We start from the raw sequence: 25,755 nt of genomic DNA, 5'->3' as shown, positions 1-25,755 counted from the left end.
AGTCCTGACAGGCGACGCCAGGAGCACGAAAGCCCTGTTGCGCAGTGGAGCAAGTCCAGAGAGGAGGAACAGCGACGGCACCACTCCGCTGTATCTGGCATCGGTGCAGGGTGAGGCCGAGATAGCCCGCGTGCTCATGGAAGCCGGAGCGTCCCCCGACACGGAAAGCAGTGGTCCCGGCTCGGAGGGCACACCTCTGTGCGCAGCCGCATGCTGGGGGCACACCGAAACAGTCCGGCAACTGTTGGCGCATGGCGCCGATCCCAACCTCCGCGAGGACCATGGCACAGGGATGTCTCCACTGGAATGGGCGGACAACGGCCCCCACCCTGACACCGCCGAAATCCTTCGGGCAGCAGGGGCGCTACCGACCCTTCACCAGGCTCGGTAGCTAGCGCGACCTCAATACTCACTTTCGCAACAGGCCCTAGCGGCGACGTTGCCCACCAGGCAGCTTCGCTCGGTCATGAGCAGGCAGCCTGACGGCGAAGCATTCATAGGCGTCGGCGAACACCTCTCCTGTCCCGCCGCCTGTTCGGCGGCCGCCCACGCACGGTGGGCAGCCTGGGCGGCTCGCCCGGTAAGGCGAGATCATCCGCAACCTACCGGACAACGGCCTTCAGCCACACGAGACCGGCGGCTGACCAACACACCGACTGAACATTGGGTGGTTGCCCGGGGCCAGCCGGCGGCGTTGAAGTCCAAGGCTCTCGGGCGGCCGTAATGACGATCGGCTCTCGTTCCTGGGGGGCTATGTGCGTGGGGCGATGGCGTTGTACGCGGACAGCCAGCCGGTTCCCAAATGGTCGCCTCGGGTGAACGCTGCTCCCCCGCAGTCCGTCTTCGGGGCCGGTGGGGTGAGGGGGGTCGGGTAGGGGAGGTCGCGGGTGGTGCCGTCGGCTGTGTGGCTGACCACGGTTGTGCCGGTCCAGAGGCGGATGACGGTGCCGCGCGGCGCGCCGGCGCGGATGCCGTCGGGCCGGGTTTCGATGTCGACGCCGGTGGTTCGGGTGGCGAGGAGGGTGCGGTAGTCGTCGGGGTGGAGCTTGCAGTCGCGGGGTGGGGTGGTGCCGGGCCAGTCGGGGGCGTCGATGTCTCGGTCGCGGGCGGCTCGCCACATGGTGGGGACGAGTTGGTGGGCGTGGGCGGGGGTGGCCATGCGTTCGCACATCCACAGGAGGCGGCCGGAGCCGCGGCGGGGGCCGAGGGTGCGCCAGCGGATGCGTTGGGCGAGGTCGGCTGCGGTGATGGCGGCCCAGGGGTGGATGGTGGCGAGGTGGCCTTGGGCGGCGAGCCAGGCGAGGTAGCGGCGGGCTTCGTCGAGGATCTGGGCCATGGAGTCGACGGGGATGCCCAGAACGTAGTTGTGGCGGGTGCGGAATGCTTTGGGGTTGTTGGCCACCAGGAGCAGGACGGCCCGGGCGAGGTCGCCGGCTGCGGGCTTGTCCTCCTGTGTGGGGTGCGGGGTGTCGGGTGCGTCGGGGTGTCCGCCGGTGCGCAGGACCTGGTGGAGGGCGGTTTTGGCGCGTTCGGTGAAGGGGGCCTGTTCGAGGGCGGGCAGGCGGGTGCTGAGCAGAGTGGTGAGGGTGTTCTCGGCTGCGTCGGGGTTGCCGGGAGGGGGCAGGGTGTGCAGGGCGTCGGTGAGGGTGGTGGCGATGTCGGCTTCGACCATGAAGCGGCTGGTGAGTTTCCCCATTTCGGTGATGGTCAGGAGGTCGTTGCCGCCGGGCTCGGGGGTGCGGTGGAGGTAGCCGGCGTCGTGGAGGAAGTCCAGGGCGTCGTGGAGAGGGTCGAGGTGGTGGTGTCCCTGGTGGTGGGCGAAGGTTCTGGTCCACCACACCTCGGCCTGGTCGAGATCGGTCAGTCGGCCCTGGACGGCTTCGGCCAGGAGATGGTCGGGGAGGTGGTCGCGGATGCGGGAGGTGACGGTGTATCCGGCGGCGAGGCGGGCCTGCCAATGGGGGCGTTCGGTGGGGCTGGTCAACAGGTAGGCCCAGCCTTCACGTTCGCCGGCTCCTACGCGCCCGGCACGGCCGAACATCTGCTGGATCATGGAGACTTCGATGCGGTCCATACCGACCTGGGTGTCACGGACGATGACGGCGCGGGCTGGGAGGTTGACGCCTGCGGCCACGGTGGAGGTGGCGACGAGGACGTCGGCCTGCCGGGTGCGGAAGGCGTGTTCGGACTCGCGTTTGTAGGGCCAGTCCCGGTAGTGGAGCCGCACGCCGGCTTGGGTGCACAGACGCTCGACGAGTTCGCTGTCGTCGGCGTCGGCTCCTTTGGCCGGCACACCGCGGTCGGCGGCGAGGGCGAGGGCGGTGGCGCGCACGCCCCGTTTACTGCCGCAGAAGACCAGGACGCTGCCGCCCGATGCGGTGATCTCCCGTGCGAGGCGTACGGCTTGTGCGGTCCGGGTCTGGCTCCGGACATTCCATCCCGGGTCGTCGGCCGTGTCCGGCAGGACGGGAAGCTGCCAGGTCAGACGTGTGGGGCGCCAAGGGGACCGGATGAGGCGGGCGCCCAGCCAGTCGGCTACCTGCTCGGCGTTGGCGACCGTGGCGGACAGGCCGACGATCCGGACCTGGGCGCTGTCCTCACGGACCCGGGTGAGGAGCGCTTCGAGGACCGGTCCGCGGGTGGGGTCGCCCAGCAGGTGGATCTCATCGACGATCAGGCAACCGACCTCGGCCAGGGCCGCGCGCTGGGACCCGGTGCGGCTGATGGCTTCGAACTTTTCCGTGGTGGCCACCCACAGGTCCGCGGTGCGGATGAGTTCGGTATCGACGGCGTGTTCACCGGTGAGGCGGACGACGCGGCGGCCGGCGCGGCGCCACGTCTCCAGGTCACGGTCGAGCTCGTCGGTCAGGGACCTCTGAGGTACCAGCCAGGCCGCTTTGCGGCCCCGGCTGTGGGCCTGGAGGGCGGCCACCATACCGATGGCGGTTTTCCCGGCGCCTGTGGGTGCGACGATGACCAGGTGCTGGTCGCTCTCCAGGACAGCGGGGACCGCGGCCGACTGGACCGGGTTGAAGGTGGGGTGGGGCAGCAGTTCCTTCCAGTCCTCGGGCACCAGGTCGGTCACGGGGGTGTACGTTGCCGCCTCATTCGGGGGCAGGTCCGCGAGGGCGTCCCACTGCGCGGCGAAGGCGTCCCGGGCTGCGTACGCCGCGGGGCCGGCTGTTGGGGAGCCGGGAAAGCTGCCGGTGGTAGGGGCAAAGGCCACGAGGTCCGTACGATCGCCGAGGTCGCCGACGGTGCTGACCTGCTCGGCCTCTACCCAGTTGCCGGCGCTGCGGACCTGAAGGTCATGTTCGGCAAGGAAGGCACGCAGCGCGTCGAAATCAGGGCTCGTCGGGACGATGACCCGGATGTCCTCGGCTGCGGCCAGAGCCTTCTCGTCCGGCCGCCAGCGCGGGTCGGTCACCTTGCACCACAGCAGTGCGCGGCGTTCCGTATCAACGGGCGGGGCAAGGTCCGACGGCCATGCCGGCTCGGGCTGGCGGGAGGCACAGGTGGGAGGGGCGGCGCGGATCGCGGTCACGGTGACGCCGGGACCGGCAGGGCTTGGTCCCAGGGGCAGTCCGGTCACGGGGGTTGAGGGTGAGGGCGGGGCGGATACGGGCGGCTTCAGCCGTGCGGGGGGCGTGGCGGGGCGCGGTTTGGGGAGGGTGATCAGTTTGTCGTATGTCTTCACGCCCAGGTCGGCGAGTGTGTAGGCGCGGGGGCAGGCCGGGCAGACCACGGAGACGTAGCGGTACTGGCGGCCGGCTGATTCATAGGGGCGGCGCAGGGAGTGGAGCGGTGTGTCGCAGGTGGGGCAGGAACGGGAAACCTGCTCCTGGTAGGACCACCCCGGCTCCCGGAACCGCGCCAAGAGGTCCTCCCCATCGAGGACGGTCCCCCAGCGCTGCCGGACAAGCTCAGCAACCGTGGCCCGGACCGTTTCTTCTTCCGCAGGGTGCACGGGGTAACTCTGCCATCGGCTGCCGCTGTTGGCGGAGAAACCAGCCGAGCCGCGGGGATGAACAGGACGCGGGGCCGTGTCCCTGGGCTCGCAGTGGGTGGCGCGGGCCCGGGTGGCTTTCGGGGCGGATCAGGGTGAGGTATTCGCCCCTGCGGCCTGCACCGGTGCCACCGACTCGACCGCTACCACCAACGGCTGCGCAACCCTGAACAGTCAACGCGCATAGTGCGCAGAACCCGGAAACCCGCAGGCCACACCGGCTCGGCCGGCACGCCCCACCGACTTGCCCTTCAGCAGTATTCAGTGGTGCCCGCTCTCCGAACTGAGCGATGCACAGGTCGGCCTCGAAGGACCGCTCATTTTCAGGAAGGCGCGGCATCAGGCCCGTGCTGTGTCAGGCCCCGGTGCAGACCTCTCCGCCTCTCCGGCAGCCGTGACTGTCGGCGGGCTTCGGCGCTGGTCATGAGGAGCGCCTGCGTCCGCCGGCCTATCCCGGAGTCGACAGTGGCGGCAGCACGGACTGCCGTACCCACGCATCGATGACCGGGCCGAGCGGCCGGGCGGTGTACTGCTGGGCGTGGGCAGCGAAGTCGGTGGTCGTCACCAGGCCGTGGCGGTGTATCGTCGTCCAGCCCTTGAGCATCCGGAAGAAGGGGTCCTCGCCCAGAGCGCAGCGCACGGCGTGGACTGCCAGCCCGCCGCGCGCGTACAACCGGTCGTCGAACATCAATCGCCGTCCCGGATCGGCCAGCCGCAGGTCCTGCCGATGCTGCCGCAGATGGGCGTGCGCCCGCGCGGCCAGGATCTGGACGGTTGGGCCTCCGGCATGCTCGGACCAAAGCCACTCCGCGTATTTGGCGAAGCCTTCATTGAGCCATATGTGCCGCCAGTCCGCGACGGTGAGGCTGTTGCCGAACCACTGGTGGGCCAGTTCGTGGGCGACCAGGCGTTCCGAGCCGCCCTGCCCGTCGAGGTGGTTCGTCCCGAAGGTGGCCAGCCCCTGCGCCTCCACCGGGACATCGAGTTCCTCGTCCGCGACGACCACGGCGTACTCGTTGAACGGATACGGCCCGAAGACATCCTCGAAATACTTCATCATTTGTGGCTGCCGGGCGAAGTCCGTGGTGAACTCCGGCACCAGCCGGGCCGGTACGTATGCCGTCTGCGGCACAGGCCGGCGGGCGTCGGACGATGAGGCCCGGCTGGTGAACGGTACGGTTTCGTACCGGCCGATGGAGACGCCGACCAGGTAGCTGGAGGTGGGCGCGGGCTGTTCGTACACCCAGGTGGTGCTGCTGGCCCGGGTGGTCCTGGTAAGCAGTCGGCCGCCGACGACCACGGTGTACGGGGACGGTGCGGTGAGCGATATCTGGTAGGACGCCTTGTCTCCGGGGCGGTCGTTGCACGGGTACCAGGAGGGGGCGCCGATCGGCTGGCTGGCGACCAGCGCGCCGTCGGTCAGCTCCTCCCAGCCCAGACCGCCCCAGTGGCTGCGAATCGGTGCGGGATTGCCGGCGTAGTGCACCTCGACGGTGAACGCCGCTCCTGCCTCCAGCGTCCTTTCCGGGCGAATCCGCAGTTTGCCGCCCCGGTGGGTGTAGTGCGTGGTGCGGCCGTCGACCGTCACCCGGTTCAGCCGGAAGTCGGCCAGGTCCAGGGAGAACTCACGCAGCGGCCCGCGGTCGGCCACGCCGCTGAGGCGTGCGGTCCCGCTGAGCCGGTTGGCTGTGGGCCGGTAGGCCAGCGCGAGCTCGTAGCGGTGGATCCGGTAGCGGGTGTCACCGTGGGCGGGGAAGTAGGGGTCCGTGTCCGGGGCGGCTGCCTGCTTCTGCCTCAACGGTCTTGCTCTCTCTCGTGGTCCGCGGATCGTGCTGCGTCGGGACGTGCCTCACCTTGCCCGGCCCAGGCCTGGGCCGGATTGCCGAGCCACCGGCTGTCCGGCGGGATGGACTCGCCGCGCATGACCAGTGAGGCCGGTCCCAGCGTGCTGCGGGCGCCGACCTCGCAGCCCGGTAGCACGATGCCGCCCGGTCCGATGGTCGCGCCTGCGCGCATGACCACCGTATCCATCCGCATGATCCGGTCGTGAAAGAGGTGGGTCTGCAGGACACAGCCCCGGTTGACGCTCACCGCGTCCTCCAGGGTGACCAGGTCGGCCTCGGGCAGCCAGTAGCTCTCGCACCACACGCCCCGACCGATCGTGGCCCCCAGTCCGCGCAGCCACAGACTCATCGCCGGGGTGCCGGTCACCGAGCCGACCAGCCAGGGCACCGCCAGTACCTCGACGAAGGTGTCCGCGAGCTCGTTGCGCCACACGAAGCCGCTCCACAGCGGGCGTTCCATGGCCCGGAACCGGCCGACGAGCAGCCACTTGGCGGTGATGGACACGATGGCTGCCGCGGTGCCTGCGGCCAGCAGCACGATGCCGGAGGCCAGCGCCGTCAGGAGCGGGGAGCCGGCCTCTGCCAGTTCGGCGAGTGCGGCCAGGGTCAGGACGGCAAGGGCCCCGGAGGCCAGGACGGGGACCAGTCGGCACACCTCGACCAGGCCGCGCGCCCACACCAGGCGGGCCGGCGGTGCGTAGGTCAGGCTCTGATCGGCGCTGTCGGCCGAGCGGGGCAGGCGTACCGGCGGCATCCCCAGGTAGGAGCGGCCCTTCTTGGTCTTCTTCGGTGTGGCCGACAGCACACCCACCAATCCGCGGTCGGGCACGGTGCGCCCGGGGGCGGTCATCCCGGAGTTGCCGAGGAAGGCCCGCTCGCCGATCTCTGCGGCGCCGATCCGCAGCCAGCCGCCGCCGAGCTGGTACGGGGCGACCAGGGCGTCGTCGGCCAGGAAGGCGCCGTCGCCGATGGTGGTCAGGCTCGGCAGTGCCAGCACGGTGGACACCTCGGCCCGGCGACCGATCTTCATGCCCAAAGCGCGTAGCCAGCTCGGGGTGATCAGCCCTGCGTAGAGTGGGAAGAGCCGCTGCCGGGCCGCGTCCATCAGCTGGCTGACGGTCCATGCCTGCCAGCCCGTGCTGCTGTGCAGGGGGTGCCAGCCGGGGCGCAGTCCGATGCTCACCAGCCGAACGGCGGCGCACAGCAGCACGGCGTAGGTCAGTCCGAAGGCCAAGGTGGCGGGGACCAGGGCGGCCAGTGCACCGCGCAGCGCGCCGCCGAGGCCAGCGCCGACCGGAATGATGGCGCCGACCACCGCGAGGGCGGGGACCGCGGCGGCCATCGGGAACAGGCTCAGTGCGTATCCGCTGGCGCCGTAGGCAGCGGCCCATCGGGCCCGACGCGGGGGGCGGTGCTTGGGCCAGCGGCGTTCGGCCCGGCCGAGCTCGACGGCGGGTGCGCCGGCCCAGTGCCGACCTGCGGGTACCTGCCCGGTGATGCTGGAGCCGGCTGCGACCTGGGCTCGTTTGCCGACGCGGGTGCCGGGCAGCAGGATGCTGCGGGTGCCGACGACCGCGTCGGGGCCGACCTTCACTGCTCCGATGTGCAGCCGGTCGCCGTCGACCCAGTGGCCGGACAGGTCTACCTCTGCCTCGATGGCGCAGCCCCGGCCGAGTTTGAGTATCCCGGTGACCGGCGGCAGGGAGTGCAGGTCCACGTCGGGGCCGATCCGGGCACCGAGGGCACGGCCGTATCGGATCAGCCACGCCCCGGACAGGGATGTCGCCCCGGTGACCTCGGCGAACCGCTCAGCGGTCCACAGCCGCAGGTGGACACTGCCGCCGCGTGGGTAGCTGCCGGGGCGGACCCCGGCGAGCAGCCAGCGCGCCCCTGCCGCGGAGAGCGCGAGCCGGCCTGGCGGGCTGAACAGCACCGCGCCTGCGGCCGTCACCAGCCACCAGGAGGCGGTCGGTGCCCACGGGAACCCGCCGAACCACGCCAGAACGTTGCCGAGGGCCAGCAACGCCACCGTCCAGCGCAGCCCGACCAGGGTGAACAGGGGCAGCAGCAGGAGCAGTTGGACGATCTTGGCACGGGTCGGGACGGGCGCGACCTCGCGTGCCCTGGTCTCGGTGTGTGCGGTGACCTCCAGCATCCGGGCGAGCTTGCGGATCGTGGGGTGCTGGTAGATGTCGAGTACGGCAACCGCCGGGTGGCGGCAGCGCAGCAGAGTGGTGAGCTGGGCGGCGGCCAGGCTGTTGCCGCCGATCACGAAGAAGTCGTCGCGGGCGTCGGTGACCGGCATGCCGAGGACCTCGGCCCACTGCTCGGCGATCCACGCCTCGGTAGCGTTGAGGTGCGCGGCGGTGTCCCCCGTGACCGGTTTCCCGCTGCCCTCCGTGGCGCCGGGCAGCGGCCACGGCAGGGCCGCGCGGTCCACCTTGCCCGAGGTGAGGGTGGGCAGCACGTCGACGGAGGCGAGCAGCGGTACGAGGGCGGCCGGCAGCTGCGCGCGCAGGAGGTCGACGGCTGCGGCCCGATCCCAGCCGGCGGTGGTCACCACGTAGCCGACCAGGAGCTGGTTGCCGCGCCGGGCGGTGCGGACCGCCGCGGCGGCGCCGGCCACGCCGGGCAGCGCCTGGAGCGCGGCGTCCACCTCGGCGAGCTCGATCCGACGGCCGCCGAGCTTGACCTGCTCGTCGGCGCGGCCCAGGAACACCAGCCCGTCGGGGTCGGCCTGGACGAGGTCGCCGCTGCGGTAGGCGCGCGACCAGCCGAGGGATTCCAGCGGAGCGTACTTCTCGGCGTCCTTGGCGGGGTCGAGGTAACGGGCCAGGCCGGCCCCGCCGATGATGAGCTGGCCGCTGCCGCCCATCGGCACGGGTACGCCGGCCTCGTCCACCACGGCCAGCTCCCAGCCGTCCAGCGGCAGGCCGATCCTGACCGGTCCCCGACCGGTCAGGATGGCGGCGCAGGCCACTACGGTCGCCTCGGTGGGGCCGTAGGTGTTCCAGACCTCGCGGCCCTCGGTGGCCAGACGGTCGACCAGCTCGGGCGGGCACGCCTCACCGCCGAAGATCAGCAGCCGTACCTCGTTGAGTGACTCGGCCGGCCACAGCGCGGCCAGCGTGGGCACCGTGGAGACCACCGTGATCTCCTGCTCGGCGAGCCAGGAGCCCAGGTCGGCGCCGCCGCGGACCTGGGAGCGCGGTACAGGTACCAGGCACGCGCCACTGCGCCACGCGAGCCACATCTCCTCGCAGGAGGCGTCGAAGGCGACCGACAGGCCGGCCATCACCCGGTCACCGGGCCCGATCGGCTTCTCCCGCAGGAAGAGCCCGGCCTCGGCATCGACGAACGCCGCCGCGCTGCGGTGGGTGACGGCGACGCCCTTGGGTCTTCCGGTGGAGCCGGAGGTGAAGATGATCCAGGCGTCGTCCTCGGGCCCGGGAGGGCGCTGGGGGGTGGGGGCGGCACCGCTTCGCGTCAGAGTGAGACGGTGCTGTGCCCCGAGGACGGCCGTCACCGATGCTTCGCCGAAGACGAATTTCGCGCGCTCGTCCGGGTCCTCGGCGTCGACGGGGACGTACGCGGCGCCTACGGCGAGGGCGGCCAGGATGCCGATGTAGAGGTCGTTGGTGCCCGACGGGACCCGGATTCCCACCCGGTCGCCCGCGCCGACGCCCGCGGCCGCGAGCCTCCGGCGCAGTTCCTCGACCTCGGTGGCCAGGGTCCGGTAGCTGAGGGCGCTACGGCCGTCGTCGAGCGCTGTCTCGTGCGGGTGGGCTCGTACCGTGGCCTCGAACACGTCCAGCAGTGTCCGCGGCGCGGCGGCGGGGCGCCCGGGGAAATGCGCAGACGGGCCCACGGACGGTCCGACCGCGTCAGCCTGGGCTACAGGGTCGGCCGCAACGGCCGGTGCGGGGTTCTCGGCGGGCGTGATCGGCTCGATGCCGGCCACCGGGGCGGAGCCGTCGCCCACGGCCGTGATGTCGGCTGCGGGCGCCGCGTCGGCCGCAGGCGCCGCGTCGAGCGCTGCCATCGCGTCGAGCGGCTCTGTGCCGTCGGCCAGGGCCGGCTCCCTCTCCTCGACAGGCCCTCTGCTCGGCATTTCAGCCGACTGGATGCGCTCGACTCCGCAGCCTTCGGCGGCGGTCCGATTCTCCTCCCGCAGCATGTCGCTCCGCGCGGTCACCACCATGTGCTCCTCGTCCCGTCGATCCCTGTCCTGGCGGATGCCCGGCGCGAAGGGCCGAGTAGGTGTCTTCCTGCAGGCAGGCCACTCGGCCCCAAAATAAAACAAGTTGCACCATGCCAAGAGGGTCTGGCAAATAGAGGTCATTTCGGTCTTTTGTTGATGGGGTGGTCACCCGGACGGGCGAGTCCAGAGATACGCGACAAGTATGAGCATTTCAACGTGAAAGAGTCACCGATCCGGATCCCGGACCGCGGTCCGCCCCGTCGGCTCCGGCCGGGCCGAGCCCGCGGCGCGATCCGGCGTCGCCGCCGCGGCGGACGGAAGCCCACCACACCCTCGCGCCGGAGCCGAACGGGCCGAACACGGAGTCGGAGCCGACGGCGGCCGCCCGCCGCACGCCGGGGGCTTCGGCGTACGGCCCGGCACCGGGACGGCCGACAGCGGCCGGATCGCGATGCGGCCGGACCGTCGAGGCGTCACGGCTTTTAGGATGCATAAATAGCAACATAAAGGACATATAACTTAAAGTAGTCTGATGACCACGCATCTTGTGCCATCAAGACGAACCGACTCCGAACCGCTGACGTGGGCAGTACCACAGACGCAGGAGCTGTCGGACGGCCAGCAGCTGCCGCACAGTCGTTTTCTCGACCGGGAGCGCAGTTGGCTGGCGTTCAACGAGCGAGTACTGGAGCTCGCCGAGGACCCGCAGGTCCCGTTGCTGGAGCGGGCCAGATTCCTCGCCATCTTCGCGAGCAACCTGGACGAGTTCTTCATGGTCCGGGTCGCTGGTCTCAAGCGTCGGATCGCGACAGGGGTGGCCCAGTGCTCCGCGTCCGGGTTGCACCCAGGAGAGGTCCTGAAGCAGATCTGGAGCAGGTCCCGCACGCTGATGGCTCGGCACGCCGCGGCCTTCCAGCACGAGGTCCGGCCGCATCTCGCAGCCGAGGGCATCGAGCTGATCCGCTGGCCGGACACGTCGGCGAAGGAACAGGCCCACCTGCACACCCTCTTCCGCGAGCAGATCTTCCCCGTCCTGACTCCGCTCGCGGTGGACCCTGCCCGCCCGTTCCCGTACGTGTCGGGTCTCTCGCTGAACCTCGCGGTGGTGGTGCGCAACCCTGCCTCCGGGCAAAGACACTTCGCCAGGGTCAAGGTCCCGCAGTCCCTTTCCCGGTTCCTCGAGGTCTCCCCGCAGCGGTTCGTGCCCCTGGAGGACGTCATCGGCGCGCACCTGGAGGACCTGTTCCCAGGGATGGAGACGCTTGCCCACGACGCCTTCCGGGTCACCCGCAACGAGGACCTGGAGGTCGAGGAGGACGACGCCGAGAACATCCTGGCAGCGCTGGAGACCGAGCTAATGCGTCGCCCCTTCGGCCCGCCGGTGCGACTTGAGGTGGAGGCGTCGATCGACCCCTCCTTGCTCGATCTGCTGGTACGCGAACTGAACATCACCGAGGCCGAGGTCTTCGCACTGCCCGGACCGCTCGACCTGACCGGCCTGCTGGGCCTGGCGGACCAGGACCGACCGGAGCTGAAGTACCCCGCATTCGTTGCCGGCACCGCGTGCGACGTCCTGTCCGACGTCACATCCGCCTCGCAGCCGGACATCTTGGCCGTGATGCGTGAGCGCGATGTACTGCTGCACCACCCGTACGACAGCTTCGCCGCCTCGGTCCAGGCCTTCCTGGAACAGGCCGCGGCCGACCCGCACGTACTGGCGATCAAGCAGACGCTGTACCGCACCTCGGGCGACTCGCCGATCGTCGACGCACTGATCGACGCCGCCGGCGCGGGCAAGCAGGTGCTGGTCCTGGTCGAGATCAAGGCCCGGTTCGACGAGCACGCCAACATCAAGTTGGCCCGCACGCTGGTGCGGGCAGGCTGCCACGTGGTCTACAGCCTGATCGGGCTGAAAACCCACTGCAAGCTCTCACTGGTGATCCGCCAGGAAGGCGAAACACTGCGCCGCTACAGCCACATCGGCACCGGCAACTACCATCCCAGGACCGCCCGGCTCTACGAGGACCTCGGACTGCTCACCGCGGACCCGGACGTCGGCGCCGACCTGTCCGACCTGTTCAACCGGCTCTCCGGCTACTCCCGCCAGGACAACTACCGCCGACTGCTCACATCGCCGCGCGGCCTGCGGGACACGCTGCTCTCGCGCATCCGCTCCGAGATCGCGCATCACAAGGCCGGAAGGCCCGCATACGTCAAGTTCAAGGTCAACTCGATCGTGGACGAACAAATGATCGACGCACTCTACCGCGCCTCCCAGGCGGGAGTACGTGTGGACGCGTGGGTGCGCGGCGTCTGCGCGATCCGGCCAGGCGTGCCCGGGCTGAGCGAGAACATCCGGGTGCGCAGCATCCTCGGACGCTTCCTGGAGCACTCGCGGATCTTCGCCTTCGCCAACGGCGGCGCCCCCGAAGTCTGGATCGGCAGCGCGGACATGATGCACCGCAACCTCGACCGCCGCATCGAGGCCCTCGTTCGGGTCAACGCCCCCAAGCACCGGGCACAGCTGTCCGAGCTGCTCGACCTCGGAATGTCCCACGGGACCGCGTCCTGGCACCTGGGCCCGGACGGCAGCTGGGCCAGGCACGCACAGGATGCCGAAGGCACACCCCTGCGCGACATCCAGGAACTGCTCATCGCCAGCCGGGTTGCGTACCCGGGCCTGCAACCGCCCTGCCGATCGCTGGCCTGAGCCGTCCACCGGACCGGCACGGCACCCGGTGCCCCAGACACGTGAGCTCGGCTGCGAGGCTTCCGGTCGACTTCACCGTCCAGCCCAGCGGCGACATCGGGTCGCCCCGCTCGTCAGGCTCCACCAGTGCCGGCAGCGCGGACCGCAGACCCGGATCAAGGTCCACGGCCTTCTTCCGACCACCACCGGGCCTGCGGACCCGGTTCATTGGCTCCTCGCCGGCCTCCAACTCGTCCACGCCCTTGCGGAGCGTTGTCTCGCTGACCTGGGCGACCCGCACGACCGCCGGGATGCCGCAGCGACCCAGAATCCGGGCCTAAGCCCCCATCATCAGCCGTCGCTGCCGCTCGTCCAGATGCGGAAACAAAACCTCAAACCTCACTGCGAGTTGATGACAGATCAACTCGGAGATGCCCGTACCACACCAACGAGCCGGATCAGGGGAAGCACCGTGTTGATTCTTTACAGGCCCTTAGGGCGTCCGCCTGTACCAGGTCCGCGTCGACGCCGAGGGCGGCCACCGTGGCGAGGCAGGCGTCGCGCAGCCGCTGGTGCCAGTAGCCCAGGTAGCGGCCGATCTCTCATCGCACCCAGGCTGCCAGCAGGCGCACCTCCTAGCCCCGTTCCACCGCGTACGCCACGGCGGGACGCTCCCGAAACCTGGCCGCCGCCTCTCGTAGCCCGGCTTTACCTCACCTCGATCGCCCGCATCAGGACCGGAAACGCCTTTTCGATCTCACGTGCCCAGTAGGGCCACGTGTGCGAACCGGTGTAGGTCTCGAAGGTCACATCGAGACCGAAGCGGGTCGCCCGCTTGACGAACTCCTGGTTTTGCAGCAATTGAGAGGCTTCGAACTGGACGGAGACGTCAGAAGGATCGGTTTCCGATGGATCCAGTGGTCCGATTCGCCCATTACCGCAGGACACGAACAACTCCGTGCCACGCAGGTCTTTTACGAGATCTGCCGGGTTGTGCGCGGCCCACACGGCGCGCTGCGCCACTGGATCGCCGAAGAGGTCGAGCGGGTCGAACCCGTTCGGTGCGATATGCGTCTGCAGGAGCCACGTCGCGTACCGTTCGGAGGAGACGGGTTCGGTGGTCGGGTGGAGCGTATCCAGGGTGCCGCTGAAGGACGCCGCCGCGCGGAAGAAACCGGGATGGCGCGCCGCGTAGGACATCGCACCGAAGCCTCCCATCGACAGCCCCGCGATCGCGCGCCGGCCGGCAGCGTGGAGCCCCTGGGCGAGGATCTGCGAGAGCTCCACCAGGTGGAATGTCTCCCAGCCCGGCTTGTTCCCGGTACCGCGGGCCCACCAGTCCGTGTAGAAGCCTAGCGCTCCGCCATCCGGCATGACGACCAGTACGTCGCGCTTACGGGCCAGGCGCGCGATGTCGCTGTGCCGCGTCCAGTCCACGTAGTCGCCGTATCCGCCATGGAGAAGGTAGAGGACTGGCCATGAGGCGCTGGGCTGCGAGCCGAACCGGTTCGGAAGGATGATGCGCACCGACGCGGTGTGGCCGAGCGCCACCGAGTTGATCGTGATGTCCATCGTGCGCGGATCAAGGAAGTTCTGCGCGATCACCTTCGCGCCGTTGTCGGCCTGGACTCCGATGAGGCGCGGTTCTCGCGCATCCCGGCCGCGCGCCAGGGCAACGCCCTGCGACATTGCCGTGGCGACTCCGGCCGTCGAAGCGACCCCGATGAAGCGCCTCCGATTGAGCGTCGTCATTGACCTCTCCTCATGCGAAGCGAATCGCCACTCCATCGCGCGCCACAGCGATGAAAATTGAAGTGAATTCAATTAATGCAGGACTGTATAAGCCCTGTTTCATGCATGTCAAGAGTCGGTTGCCTGCTCTACCAGTGCCTGCCACGCGGTCGGGGCGGCAGAAGACGGATGCGGCCTCCGCCATGGTGAGCGTGGCCGGTTCGACCGCCAAGTCGTCCTGGAAATCGGCGATGCCCAGGATGAGCGGACGACGGAACGAAGGGCCGCCTTGAAGCCCCGTCACGGAGCTTGAGTCCAGCAGGTTGACGCCGGCCGCCTGGATCCGGGCCAGGACGTCGTCTGCGCCGTCTCGAGGAGCGAGGTAGACGGCATGACCGTCGAGGCCGCTCTGCCGCCCGGTGGGGCTGGAGCCGATCAGCTCGCCCGCTGTGGCCGCGCGTACGTTCTTGCGGACGATCGTCACGTCGAGACGAAGTTCAGCAACGATGCCGCCGATGCCCATGTGCTTGTTCATCAGCGCGTGGACTGTGGCGTGACGTTCGCGGACATGCTGGGCTCGTATGCCCTCGGGTTCTCCGGCGGGGGTGGGTCATTGCAGGCGGAGCCGGGCGACGAGCCGCTCGGTGGCGTCGGCCAGGACCCGCACCTGGCCGACTTCGGGGTCGGGCAGGACCCCGAAGAGCCGCGGCATCGCGTCCTTGCCGATCACCCCGCGCCGCACGAGGCGTGCCGTACGCGCTGCGCGCGGAGATGGTCTCGCTACTGAAGGCGGCGGCCCGCGAAGTGCGAGTCCTGGGCGTCGGCGTGGTGGACGCCGGACGGTTCCGGCCGCGCGGACGGCCGGGTTGGCACAACATGGGCTGACCTCGAAGGCACCAACGCTGAAGCGGCCGGAGGTCACCCCGCAGACCGCGATGCCGCTGGCGACCGCGCACGAGATCGTGCGCACCTTCACCGTCCCAGCCCTTGTCAGCCTATGACAGGCAACGGTAATTAGAGATGAAGTCAGTTCAACATGAACGCAGAGAGGAGTGGCGAGGATGGATGGCGATGTGCGGGTCGGCCGATTCGAGGGCAAGGTCGCGATGGTGACGGGCGCCGGTTCGGGCATGGGAGCGGCGGCCGCTCGGCAGTTGGCCGCCGAAGGGGCGCAGGCCGTTGTTCTCGCCGACGTGAACAGCGAGGCCGCCTCGGCCGTGGCGAAGGAACTGCCCGCCGGTCGGGCGGTCGCGCTCGATGTGGCGGACGCGGCTGCGGTCGACGCGGCCGTCGATGACGTACTGCGGGAACACGACAGGCTCGATGTCCTGGTCCATGCCGCCGGAGTCGACGACCCGGAGGCCAAGCAGGTGATCGCGGACGCGCTGGCCGAGAGCCGGCCACCGGAGGTCACCGACCGGCTCACCGACGCGGCTTGGCAGCGCGTCATGCGGATCAACCTGGACGGCACCTTCCACCTGCTGCGCGCAGCGGTACGGGGCATGCGGCCGGCCGGGACGGGCGCGATCGTCGTCATAGGCTCTTCTTCGGTCTTCGACACCCCTGTCGGTTATCCCCACTACGCCGCGTCCAAGGCAGGCGTGCACGCCCTGAGCCAGGCGGTGGCCAAGGAGGTCATCACGTCCGGGATCCGGGTGAACGTGGTCGCGCCGGGGCCGACGGAGACCGGCATGGCGGCACGTACACCCGCCGCACTGCGCAGTGATCTCACCGACCCGGGCGTGCGCCCGTACGCCACACCTGAGGAGATCGCCGACATCGCCCTGTTCCTGGCGAGCGACGCCGCGGCGAACCTGGTGGGTGCGGTGCTGCTCGCCAATGGCGGCCGTTTCACGGCCTGACGGGCTGCGGCCCGCCGGTACCGGCCCGGATGGGCGGGGTCCGCCGGCCGCCGCGCCGCTCCGTGCCGCGCCGTGGATGAAGGGGCACGAATCAATTCGTGCACGGTATTGCCCGTCCGGCACCTGATGCCTACGGTCGCGAATTGAGTTCAGTTTGCGAAGTGCTCGAACAGTACTGAGGCGCGGGGCGCGCGGGCGCCTGGCACGAGGAGACGGTCGACGTGGATCAGTTTCCGGTCGTCCTGGTGAGCGGTCTCGCCGGTGGTGCGGTGTACGGCCTGATGGGCCTCGGCCTAGTGGTCATTTATCGGGCGACGGACGTGGGCAATTTCGCGCTCGCCAGCCTGGCGACCGTGGGTCTGTACGCCGCCCTGGCGCTGTACAGCAGCGGCCTGCCGTTGCCGCTGGCCGCGGTGGCCGCAATCGCCGTGACCGCGACGGTCGGCCTGGCTGCCCGTGAAGTGGTGATCAGGCCGCTCGCGCAGGGGGAATTGCTCTCGGCGCTCGTCATGACCATGGGCCTCTCGCTCATCGCGGACAGCGTCATCAGCACGGTCTGGGACGACCAGCCGCGGCTCTTCCCAAGCCTGGTGGAGGGTTCGGTATCGCTCGGGAGTTACTCGATACCCACGCAGAGTCTGCTGACCATCGGCGTCGCGGCCGTCGCGATGGCGATGGTGGCGTACCTCTTCGGCCGCACCACGATCGGCTCCGCCATGCGCGCCGTCGCCGAGTCCGCCGACACCGCGCAGATCCTCGGCCTCGGTGCGCAGCGCATCGCACGGATCGCCTGGGCGCTCGGGCTCGGCCTCGCCGCGCTCGCCGCTTTCCTCTACGCCCCCCGGGCCGGGCCGGTGCCGACAGTGCTCAGCGCGCCACTGTTCCGCGCCTTCGCCGGGATCTTCCTCACCGGGCTGACCAGCATGTACGGCGCCGTCGTCGGCGGGCTGACCATCGGCGTTCTGGACAACCTGGCCGCAAGTTATGTTTCGGCGGGCTACCGGGACACCTTCGTGTTCTCGTTCACCATTCTCGTGCTGCTGATCCGCCCTCAGGGGCTGTTCGGCGTGTGCACGTTCCAGCGGGTCTGAAGAGGCGGTCCATGTCTGTCGTCAGTCGTGCCAGTCTCGCCAGGGCGGCGCTCGGCCGCTCGCCGCAGCCGTACTCATCGTCCGGCTGAACGCCGGGGCAATCCCTCCGTACCAGGCGTACAGCGTCGGACTCGCGGCGGTCTACACCGTGCTCGTCCTCTCGGTCGGTCTGCTCGCAGGTTGGGCGGGTATCTGGTCGGTCGCTCATCCCGCGCTCTTCGCCCTGGGCGCCTACTTCGCGGCGTACGGCAGCACCCACGGCTGGTCACTTGAGGTCGTGGTGCTCGGCGCGACCGCGTGCGGTGCGGCCCCCGGGGCGTTCCTGGGAGCTGCGGGCGCACGGTTCTCGATGCTGTACGTGACCCTGCTGACGCTCGCTTTCACCATGGTGTCGCTCGAAGTCATGGGCCGGTGGACCAGCGTGACCGGTGGCGACCAGGGCATTTCGATGGCGAAGCTGGAGAGCGCCCTGGGCCTTGGCACGCTGGCCAGCGCGGGCACTCAGGCGCAGTACATCGCGGTGGGCGGGGCCGGCATCGCTCTTGCGGTGGCAGCGCCGGCCCGGCCGAGTGCCCTGCGTGTGCGGCTGGTCGCCGCCAAGTCCCACCCGATGGAAGCGCGGTCGATCGGCATCGCGCCGGAGGCCCAGTCCGCCCTGGCCTCCGCCGTCAGCGCCGCGTTCGCCGCGCTGGCGGGTGTCCTGCTGGCCCTCGTCGTCGGGTTCGTCAGCCCGGACCCCTTCTCGCCGGCTCTGGCGATCTCGCTGATCGCCGCGTGCGTACTCGGTGGCGCGGGCACGCTGCTCGGCGCCGTCGTCGGCGGTGCGTACCTGACATGGGCACCAACGGCCGCCGACAGCGCGGGGGTGCCGCAGCCGATCCTCCAAGGCGTCGTGCTCATCGCCGCGCTGCTGTTCCTGCCGGGTGGAGTAGTGCTCTTCCTCGGGCGTACGGCGCGCCGGCTGCTGCGGCGGCCCGCACCGTCGCACGCCCCGACCGCTCCCGAGACCACCGAAGAACCACCGGGGTCCGTTCCCGCACCGGGCGCGGACGCTCGGGAACTGCTCCGACTTGACGAGGCGGCGGTCACCTTCGGAGGCCTCACGGCACTCGAAGGAACCTCGATGTCCGTACGTGCGGGCGAGACCCTCACTATGATCGGCCCCAACGGTGCCGGCAAGACGACGCTGGTGAACGTCCTGTCCGGGCTCGTCGGAGGCAGACGCGTGTCGGGCCGGGCTCTGTACAACGGCAGGCCCCTGTTGAAAACCAGTGCCACCGCCCGCCGCGGGCTCGGCATCGGGCGCACTCTCCAGCACGCCGGGAGGTTCCCCGAGCTGACCGTTCTGGAGAACGTCCTCTGCACCCGTCGCAAAGTCACCGCGCACACCGCCCCGCGCCGATCGGCGGGAAGATCGGCAGTTCACCAGTTTTGCGGTAGTCGATCCAGTCGACATGTCCGATTTCCTGTCCGCCGTCGGTGAGGTCGTCGTATTCCTCGGTGGCGAGCGTCGCGCGGACTTCGCACGCGGCGGTGGCGGCGCCGTGGCCGAGGCGGTCCAGCAGCGGCCGGTAGGTGGCCAGGGCCGCGGCGAGGTCCGATACGTAGGTGTCGCGGTCCATGCCGGGGCTGCGGCCGGTGTAGCCGAGGTTGTACGGGGTGATGGAGAAGCGGACGCCGTCGAAGGCCTCCGCGTACTGGTCGACGATGCGGCGGTGCATGGCGGGCATTACCGGGGGCCCATGCCACAATTGGCCGGAAATCGCGGCCCGTTAATTTAGTAAGATGAACGGCGCACACTCTCCTCCCTCTCACCCCTTCTCTCTTTTCCCCGAAACCTCGGCACTGACGTTCGAAGATGAAGGCGGCGGATTCGGGGCCTGAGGCGCTGTTGACCGGCGCCTGACGGATCGACATCCTAATCACGTGGAGAGGAGTGCCTGTCGCGCTCCTTCCGGGAGGTAAACGGAGGCGGCACAGACCCTCGTCGGGCCGAGGGCGCCGCTCCGCCTCGACATCGATTCCCGAGACCACGGAGAGGATTTACCTGTGCCGGGCAACAAGTCCGACTTGAAGTCGCTCAGGGCGACGAAATACACCTCGTCGCTCCGCCGGGCCGGAGCCGTCGAGCGATTACGCGGCTCCGGTTTCCGCGCGGGGCTCCACCTGCTGGATCTGCTGGATCGGGCGCGCGGCAGGCAGCACCAGCTCCTGCCGCCCCGCCGCTACCGCCGCTTCATCGGCAATGGCGACTTCCTCAAGGTCGGCAGCGAGATCACCGCCTATATGCGCGACGAACTGGGCATGAGCCCGTCCCACGACGTGCTGGACGCCGGCTGCGGAGCGGGCCGCATCGCGGTACCCCTGACAGATGTGCTCACCGAAGGCTCGTACCTGGGCTTCGACATCGTGCCGCACGCGATCGAATGGTGCAGCTCGGCGATCACTTCCCGCCACCCGAACTTCCGTTTCGAGCACGTCGACATCCGCCAGGAGATCTACAACCCCGAGGGCACCCTCTCCGCGTCCGACTTCCGCTTCCCTGCGGACGACGCGGCCTTCGACTTCGCCGCCCTGGTCGGGTTGATCAGTCACCTGCTACCGGAGGAGATGGACAACTATCTGGCGGAATCCGCGAGAGTGCTCCGGCCCGGGGGTCAGTGTTTCGCGACCGCCTACCTGGTGGACGACAAGGTGGCCGAGAACATTTCCCGCGGCAACACCGCGTTCAGCTTCACGCACGATCACGACGACTACTTCGTGCATTCGAAAGAAGAACCGACATACGCCATCGCCTATCGTCTGGAGCACATTCAGGCGGTGGCGGCACGATATGGTCTGCGCATGCGTCGGGAGCCTCGACTCGGCACCTGGGGCATTTCCACCGAACGGCCCGCTTCGATGGACCTTCTCTTCCTCGAACGCGCCTAGCGACACGACACGTTGCCGCCGTCCCGCCATTCACGCGGCGGCTCACCAGAGAGGAACTCCTTCCGCTCATGACCAACAACACCACCGCATCTCCCCAGGACAGAGAAAAACCCGGCGTCATCGTCATCTCGGGCATCTCCGCAGCGGGGAAATCTACCGTCGCGCAGGCACTCGCCGAGCGTTTAACCCGTTCCGTCCATGTGCGCGGTGACTTCTTCCGCCGCATGATCGTCAACGGCCAGGTGCACATGACGGCCGATCCGCCGCCGGATGCCCTCACCCAGCTCAGACTGCGGCACCAGCTCGCCGCCGCGTCCGCCGACGCGTACTGCCGCGCCGGGTTCACCGCCATCGTCCAGGACATCCTGCTGGGTGAGCACCTGGCCGAGATCACCGAGTCCATCACCAGCCGTCCGCTGGCCGTCGTCGTGCTCTCGCCCGACCCGGACGCCGTCGCGGCGCGCGAGGAGAAGCGGGCCAAGTCGGGATACGGGCCGAACTGGCAGCCGCGCGACCTGGACAAGGTGCTGCGGGACAGCACGCCCCGGATCGGGCTCTGGCTCGACACCTCCTCGCAGACCGTCGACGAGACGGTCGACGAGATCCTGGACCGGGCCTGGACCGAGGGCGCCGTCTCCTGAACGACCCATCGGCCGGACCGGCCGGCGACGGAGGTTCCCCTGCGCGTCCGGCCGGTCCGGTCTCCCCGTGCGCACTCCAACGCCCCCGAGGAGGAACCGCGTTGCGCACCATTCGAACAGCATCGGACGGGCAGCCGGTGGGCGTCATCGGCCTGGGCTGCATGGGCATGTCGTACGCCTACGATCCCGCCGGGCGGGACGACACCACCTCGGTCGCCGTGATCCACCGCGCCCTCGATCTCGGCGCCACCCTGATCGACACCGCCGACGTCTACGGCCCCCACACCAATGAGGAGTTGGTCGGCCGCGCGCTCGCCGGCCGCCGGGAGCGGGCGTTCCTGGCCACCAAGGTGGGCTTCGTCGCCGGTGGGACCCGGCTGCGACGTGACGGCCGCCCCGAACACATCCGTGCGGCGATCGACGCCAGCCTGCGCCGGCTGGGCACCGACCACGTCGACCTGTACCAACTGCACCGGGTCGATCCCGAGGTGCCGCTGGAGGAGACCTGGGAGGCCATGGCCGAGGTGGTGAAGGCCGGCAAGGCACGGATGCTGGGCCTGTCGGACGTGACACCCAACCAGGTCCTCAGCGCCCAGGCCGTGCACCCGGTGGCCTCGGTGCAGAGCGAACTCTCACTGTGGACCAGGGACAGGGCGGCGGAACTGCTGCCGTTCACCGCCCGGGAGGGGATCATGCTCATCGCGTACTCCCCGCTCGGCCGGGGCTTTCTCGCGGGCCGGTTCGGCTCGGCCGACGACATTCCCGCCGACGATTTCCGGCGGACGATTCCACGTTTCCAGGGGGAGAACTTCGCGGCGAACCTGCCGCTCGCCGAGAGTGTGCGCGAGGTCGCCGTGCGACGTGGCCTCACCCCCGCGCAGGTCGCCCTGGCATGGGTGCTCTCCCGAGGTGAGCACGTGGTGTCGATCCCCGGCACCAAGAACCCCCGCTACCTGGCGGACAACATCGCCGCCGCCGGCGTCCGGCTGGACGACGCGGAACTGGCGCTGCTGGACGCCCTGCCGGAACCGGCCGGAGCCCGCCAATGATCCCGTACGCGGTCGGCACGGCGCCCCCACGCGCCACCGAGCTACGCGGACGCCGTACGAAAGGAACCTCTCCGTGTCCGGAACCGACAGGTCCACCCTCCGCAGAGGTCTGGGAGTCCTCTCCGTCGCCGTACGTGAGGAACCGTGGATCTTCACCGCGGCGTTGCTGGCCAGCTGCCTCTACGGCGTGGCTCCGGTCGCCACTTCCTGGGTACTGGGCCGGATCACCGAGGGCGTGGTACTGCCCGCGTTCGACACCGGCCGGACCACCACGGCCGCGCTCGTCGGCGCCGGACTCGCCATCTTCGGGGTGGCGATGCTCCGCGTGGTCGGCGTCATCGGACGCCGGGTCGGAGCCGGCATCATGCAGTTCCGACTCCAGGCCACGTACCGCCGCAAGGTCGTGCACCGCTATCTGCGGCTCCCCCTCTCCTGGCACCGGCGACACCCGGCGGGGCAGTTGCTCTCCAACGTCAACGCGGACGTGGAGGCGGCGTGGTCGCCGATCGTGCCACTGCCCACCGCGATCGGCGTGGTGGTCATGCTGCTCGCCGCCATCGTCTCCATGACGCTGGTGGATCCGGTGCTCGCCGGGGTGAGCCTGCTGGTCTTTCCCGCGATCGGTCTGCTGAATGTGTTCTACCAGCGCAGACTGTCGCCCCTGGCGGCACGCGCGCAGAGCCTGCGGGCCGAGGTCAGCGATATCGCGCACGAGAGCTTCGACGGTGCCGTCGTCGTCAAGACGCTCGGTCTGGAGGCCCACGAGACACAGCGGATGACCGTCGCCGCGGAACGGCTGCGCGATGCCAACGTCGAGGTGGGCCGCACCCGCGGCCGCTTCGACCCGGTGCTCGACGCCCTGCCCAACCTCGGCATCCTCACCGTGCTCGCCGTGGGTACGGTGCGGCTGGCGGCCGGGGCGATCAACGTGGGCGAACTCGTGCAGGTGTCCTACCTCTTCACCATGATCGCCTTCCCGGTAAGGGCGTTCGGCTGGGTGCTGGCCGAACTGCCCCGCAGTTCCGTGGGCTGGTCACGGGTACGGCACGTCCTGGACGCCGAGGGCGAGCAGCCCATGGGCGAGCTGCGGCTCTCGGACGCCGGTCCGATCAGCCTGGACACGCGGGGCGTGAGCTACGCCTACGACGGTGGCAACGTGCTGCACGACGTGACCCTTCGGGTCGGTTCCGGACGAACCGTGGCCGTGGTCGGCCCGACCGGCTCCGGCAAGTCGACGCTGGCGGCGCTCATGGTGCGGCTCGTCGACCCGCATGAGGGCGATGTCCTGATGGACGGCAAGGACGCCCGTGAGATGCGGTCCGGTGAAGTCTCCTCGGCCGTGGCGTTCGTGCCGCAGGAGGCCCTGCTCTTCGACGACACGGTGCGCGGCAATGTGCTGCTCGGCCTGGAGGTTCCGGACGAGCGGGTATGGGAGGCGCTGGAGGCAGTGCAGGTCGCCGGTGTCGTGCGGTCGCTGCCGCAGGGACTGGACACCCGGGTCGGCGAACGGGGTGCCACGCTCTCCGGCGGCCAGCGCCAGCGTGTCGCCCTGGCCCGTGCCCTGGTGCGCAGACCGCGGCTGCTGGTCCTCGACGACGCGACGTCGAGCATCGATCCGCAGGTCGAAAGCCTGATCCTCGGACGCCTGCGGGAGGCGCGGGTGCCGTCCACGCTGGTCCTGGTCGCCTACCGGCAGGCCACCATCGCGCTCGCCGACCACGTGGTCTACATCGAGCGCGGACGCGTCCTGGACAGCGGAACGCCCGACGAGTTGCTGGCGCGCTGCGACGGCTACCGGGCGCTGGTCACCGCGTACGAGCGCGAGGAGCAGCAGACGGCCGGTCAGGAATGCTCCGGTGGCGCGAGGGCGGAGAAGGAGCGGACAGCATGAGCCGGATCGGCACGGAGCACAGGACCGCCACGGCCACGTTCCGGCGGGCGCTCCAGGTCTCCCCGGGGTTGCGGGAGGGGCTCCTCGTCGTGGCGGGGCTGGCCCTCCTCGCCGCGGCGGGGAGGGTGGTGGTCCCGATCGCCGTCCAGATCACGCTGGACGGGGGGCTCCAGGCGCCCGGGGAACCGCGTACCGGCTTCGTCCTGACGACGGTGGGCGTGTGCGCGGTGGCGGTGATGTTCACGGCCTGGGTGACGTACCGGATGAACTACCGCCTCTACCGCAGCACCGAGGCGGGGCTCTCGACACTGCGTGTCAAGGCGTTCCAGCGGGTACACGATCTGTCGGCCCCCGCTCTCAGTGGTGAGCGGCGCGGCGACCTGGTGGCGCGGGTCACCGCTGATGTCGACCAGTTCAGCACCTTCCTCCAGTTCGGCGGGATGCTGCTGGTGAGCCTGTGCCAGTTGGTGGTGGGCAGCGCGGTGATGTTCGCCTACTCATGGGGCCTGACGCTGATGGTGTGGGCGGTCTTCGTACCCCTGCTGCTGGTGTCGCCGCCGATGCAGCGCAGGCTCTCGCAGCACTACGGGCGGGTACGGGCCCGGGCGGGCGACATGCTCGCCGCGACGGGGGAGGCGGTGGTCGGGGTCGAGGTGATCCATGCGTACGGCGCCGGCGACCTGATCGGACGGCGTATCGACACGGCCGTCGAGGAGCACCGGCGGGCGCAGAGCCGTGCCCAGCGGCTGGTGGCCGTCACGCTCTCCAGCGGCGAGGTCGCGGCGGCACTGGCCATCGGGGGCGTGGTGAGTCTGGGCGTGGTGCTGGGCATTCAGGGGCATCTGACGGCCGGTGAGCTGGTGGCGTTCCTGTTCCTGGTCACGCTGTTCATCGGGCCTGCCCAGATGAGTACGGAGGTGCTGAACGAGCTCCAGAACGCGTTGGCCGGCTGGCGGCGCTCCTTGGCGGTCGTGGACACGCCTGTCGATGTGGCCGACCCCGGGGAGGCCGGGGTGGAGCTCGAACGGGGCCCGATGGAGGTGCGGTTGGAGGATGTCGGCTACGCGTACCCGGACGGTCCGCAGGTGCTGCACGGAGTGTCGGCGCACATCGCGCCGCGCACCCGAATGGCCGTCGTGGGTGAGACCGGGTCAGGCAAGTCGACCTTCGCCAAGCTGCTGATCCGTCTCGCGGACCCGTCCTCGGGCCGGGTCGCGGTGAACGGCGTGCCGCTGACGAAGGTGCGGTTCTCCTCACTCCGCCGACGGGTCGTGATGGTGCCGCAGGACGGTTTCCTGTTCGACACCACGGTCGGGGCCAACATCCGGTACGGGCGCCCCGGGGTGTCCGACGACGAGGTGCGGCAGGCGCTGGCCACTCTCGGTCTGGAGAGCTGGTGCCAGGGGCTTCCGCAGGGTCTGGACACACCGGTGGGGCAGCGCGGCCAAGCGTTGTCCGCGGGCGAGCGGCAGTTGGTGGCACTGGCCCGCGCCTATCTCGCCGACCCGGATCTGCTGGTGCTGGACGAGGCCACGTCCGCAGTCGATCCCGCCACCGAGCAACGGCTCCAGCAAGCCCTGGAAAAAGCCACCCGGGGCCGTACCGCCGTGTCGGTGGCGCACCGGTTGTCGACGGCGCGGGCGGCGGACCAGGTGCTGGTCTTCGACGGCGGGCGGATCGTCCAGCAGGGCAGTCACGATGAGCTGGTCGCGCGCCCCGGGCGGTACGCCGAGCTGTACGCGGCGTGGATGTCGGCGACGACGTCGGGCACCGGCGCATCCTGATCCGCCGTGCCGGCGGCGGGTGCCCCGGCCCTGGT

At 69.9% G+C, this 25,755-nt stretch carries 17 protein-coding genes and 1 pseudogene; 10 read left to right on the top strand and 8 right to left on the bottom strand.

Annotated elements, in window-relative coordinates:
• Positions 1-4: 4 nt before the first annotated feature.
• Positions 5-391: an ankyrin repeat domain-containing protein gene (locus tag ACFXKG_RS21310; RefSeq protein ID WP_384841164.1), complete on the top strand. Its 387-nt coding sequence runs from the start codon at positions 5-7 to the stop codon at positions 389-391.
• A gap of 360 nt (positions 392-751) precedes the next feature.
• Here the strand turns inward: ACFXKG_RS21310 and ACFXKG_RS21305 are convergent, their stop codons facing one another.
• The 3 genes from ACFXKG_RS21305 to ACFXKG_RS21295 form a co-directional block, all read right to left on the bottom strand.
• Complete coding sequence (locus tag ACFXKG_RS21305; RefSeq protein WP_384841143.1) at positions 752-3,877, bottom strand: DEAD/DEAH box helicase; 3,126 nt, start codon at positions 3,875-3,877, stop codon at positions 752-754.
• A 577-nt stretch (positions 3,878-4,454) separates the two neighbouring features.
• The gene (locus ACFXKG_RS21300; RefSeq protein WP_384841140.1) at positions 4,455-5,804 is read right to left on the bottom strand and encodes a M1 family metallopeptidase; all 1,350 of its coding nucleotides are present in this window, start codon (positions 5,802-5,804) and stop codon (positions 4,455-4,457) included.
• Positions 5,801-10,045: a Pls/PosA family non-ribosomal peptide synthetase gene (locus ACFXKG_RS21295; protein ID WP_384841137.1), complete on the bottom strand. Its 4,245-nt coding sequence runs from the start codon at positions 10,043-10,045 to the stop codon at positions 5,801-5,803. Before ACFXKG_RS21295 ends, ACFXKG_RS21300 begins: the two co-directional genes overlap by 4 nt.
• A gap of 538 nt (positions 10,046-10,583) precedes the next feature.
• Here ACFXKG_RS21295 and ACFXKG_RS21290 point away from each other — a divergent pair.
• Positions 10,584-12,761 (top strand): RNA degradosome polyphosphate kinase, encoded by a 2,178-nt coding sequence (locus tag ACFXKG_RS21290; RefSeq protein ID WP_384841134.1) that lies wholly within the window; start codon positions 10,584-10,586, stop codon positions 12,759-12,761.
• Here ACFXKG_RS21290 and ACFXKG_RS21285 read toward each other — a convergent pair.
• From ACFXKG_RS21285 to ACFXKG_RS21270, 4 genes and pseudogenes are all read right to left on the bottom strand, one after another.
• Positions 12,760-13,071: pseudogene (locus ACFXKG_RS21285) on the bottom strand (ISAzo13 family transposase); the annotation flags it as partial. The gene ACFXKG_RS21290 and the pseudogene ACFXKG_RS21285 sit on opposite strands and share 2 nt — an antisense overlap.
• A gap of 377 nt (positions 13,072-13,448) precedes the next feature.
• Complete coding sequence (locus ACFXKG_RS21280; RefSeq protein WP_384841131.1) at positions 13,449-14,492, bottom strand: alpha/beta hydrolase; 1,044 nt, start codon at positions 14,490-14,492, stop codon at positions 13,449-13,451.
• Positions 14,493-14,502: 10 nt separating this feature from the next.
• Positions 14,503-15,006 (bottom strand): hypothetical protein, encoded by a 504-nt coding sequence (locus ACFXKG_RS21275; RefSeq protein WP_384841128.1) that lies wholly within the window; start codon positions 15,004-15,006, stop codon positions 14,503-14,505.
• Positions 15,007-15,081: 75 nt separating this feature from the next.
• On the bottom strand, positions 15,082-15,213 hold the full coding sequence (locus ACFXKG_RS21270; protein ID WP_384841125.1) for a hypothetical protein: 132 nt from the start codon (positions 15,211-15,213) through the stop codon (positions 15,082-15,084).
• A gap of 319 nt (positions 15,214-15,532) precedes the next feature.
• Between ACFXKG_RS21270 and ACFXKG_RS21265 the strand changes: the two genes are divergently transcribed.
• From ACFXKG_RS21265 to ACFXKG_RS21255, 3 genes are all read left to right on the top strand, one after another.
• Positions 15,533-16,333: an SDR family NAD(P)-dependent oxidoreductase gene (locus ACFXKG_RS21265; RefSeq protein WP_384841122.1), complete on the top strand. Its 801-nt coding sequence runs from the start codon at positions 15,533-15,535 to the stop codon at positions 16,331-16,333.
• 221 nt (positions 16,334-16,554) lie between these two features.
• On the top strand, positions 16,555-17,424 hold the full coding sequence (locus ACFXKG_RS21260; RefSeq protein ID WP_384841119.1) for a branched-chain amino acid ABC transporter permease: 870 nt from the start codon (positions 16,555-16,557) through the stop codon (positions 17,422-17,424).
• A 148-nt stretch (positions 17,425-17,572) separates the two neighbouring features.
• Positions 17,573-18,907 (top strand): ATP-binding cassette domain-containing protein, encoded by a 1,335-nt coding sequence (locus ACFXKG_RS21255; protein ID WP_384841115.1) that lies wholly within the window; start codon positions 17,573-17,575, stop codon positions 18,905-18,907.
• Here the strand turns inward: ACFXKG_RS21255 and ACFXKG_RS21250 are convergent.
• Positions 18,801-19,145 carry a hypothetical protein gene (locus tag ACFXKG_RS21250; protein WP_384841112.1) on the bottom strand — a complete coding sequence of 115 codons (345 nt, stop codon included), beginning with the start codon at positions 19,143-19,145 and terminating at the stop codon, positions 18,801-18,803. The genes ACFXKG_RS21255 and ACFXKG_RS21250 overlap by 107 nt on opposite strands.
• A gap of 328 nt (positions 19,146-19,473) precedes the next feature.
• On the opposite strand from ACFXKG_RS21250, the gene ACFXKG_RS21245 reads away from it, so the two are divergent.
• From ACFXKG_RS21245 to ACFXKG_RS21225, 5 genes are all read left to right on the top strand, one after another.
• Complete coding sequence (locus tag ACFXKG_RS21245; protein ID WP_384841109.1) at positions 19,474-20,355, top strand: class I SAM-dependent methyltransferase; 882 nt, start codon at positions 19,474-19,476, stop codon at positions 20,353-20,355.
• Positions 20,356-20,423: 68 nt separating this feature from the next.
• Complete coding sequence (locus tag ACFXKG_RS21240; RefSeq protein WP_384841105.1) at positions 20,424-20,996, top strand: AAA family ATPase; 573 nt, start codon at positions 20,424-20,426, stop codon at positions 20,994-20,996.
• Positions 20,997-21,097: 101 nt separating this feature from the next.
• On the top strand, positions 21,098-22,045 hold the full coding sequence (locus ACFXKG_RS21235) for an aldo/keto reductase (protein WP_384841102.1): 948 nt from the start codon (positions 21,098-21,100) through the stop codon (positions 22,043-22,045).
• A gap of 73 nt (positions 22,046-22,118) precedes the next feature.
• The gene (locus ACFXKG_RS21230) at positions 22,119-23,936 is read left to right on the top strand and encodes an ABC transporter ATP-binding protein (RefSeq protein ID WP_384841098.1); all 1,818 of its coding nucleotides are present in this window, start codon (positions 22,119-22,121) and stop codon (positions 23,934-23,936) included.
• On the top strand, positions 23,933-25,720 hold the full coding sequence (locus ACFXKG_RS21225; RefSeq protein WP_384841095.1) for an ABC transporter ATP-binding protein: 1,788 nt from the start codon (positions 23,933-23,935) through the stop codon (positions 25,718-25,720). The genes ACFXKG_RS21230 and ACFXKG_RS21225 overlap by 4 nt, the downstream gene beginning before the upstream one ends.
• Positions 25,721-25,755: the final 35 nt, after the last annotated feature.

Origin of the sequence: Streptomyces sp. NPDC059255 (assembly GCF_042752355.1) — a bacterium.
GTDB lineage: Bacteria > Actinomycetota > Actinomycetes > Streptomycetales > Streptomycetaceae > Streptomyces.
This window is presented reverse-complemented; position numbering and strand designations above follow the sequence as displayed.

Excerpts from the sequence above, each read along its gene's own strand:
- ACFXKG_RS21290 (WP_384841134.1), top strand. The coding sequence starts at position 10,584 with ATGACCACGCATCTTGTGCCATCAAGACGAACCGACTCCGAACCGCTG.
- ACFXKG_RS21280 (WP_384841131.1), bottom strand. The coding sequence starts at position 14,492 with ATGACGACGCTCAATCGGAGGCGCTTCATCGGGGTCGCTTCGACGGCC.
- ACFXKG_RS21275 (WP_384841128.1), bottom strand. The coding sequence starts at position 15,006 with ATGAACAAGCACATGGGCATCGGCGGCATCGTTGCTGAACTTCGTCTC.
- ACFXKG_RS21265 (WP_384841122.1), top strand. The coding sequence starts at position 15,533 with ATGGATGGCGATGTGCGGGTCGGCCGATTCGAGGGCAAGGTCGCGATG.
- ACFXKG_RS21250 (WP_384841112.1), bottom strand. The coding sequence starts at position 19,145 with ATGCACCGCCGCATCGTCGACCAGTACGCGGAGGCCTTCGACGGCGTC.
- ACFXKG_RS21240 (WP_384841105.1), top strand. The coding sequence starts at position 20,424 with ATGACCAACAACACCACCGCATCTCCCCAGGACAGAGAAAAACCCGGC.
- ACFXKG_RS21225 (WP_384841095.1), top strand. The coding sequence starts at position 23,933 with ATGAGCCGGATCGGCACGGAGCACAGGACCGCCACGGCCACGTTCCGG.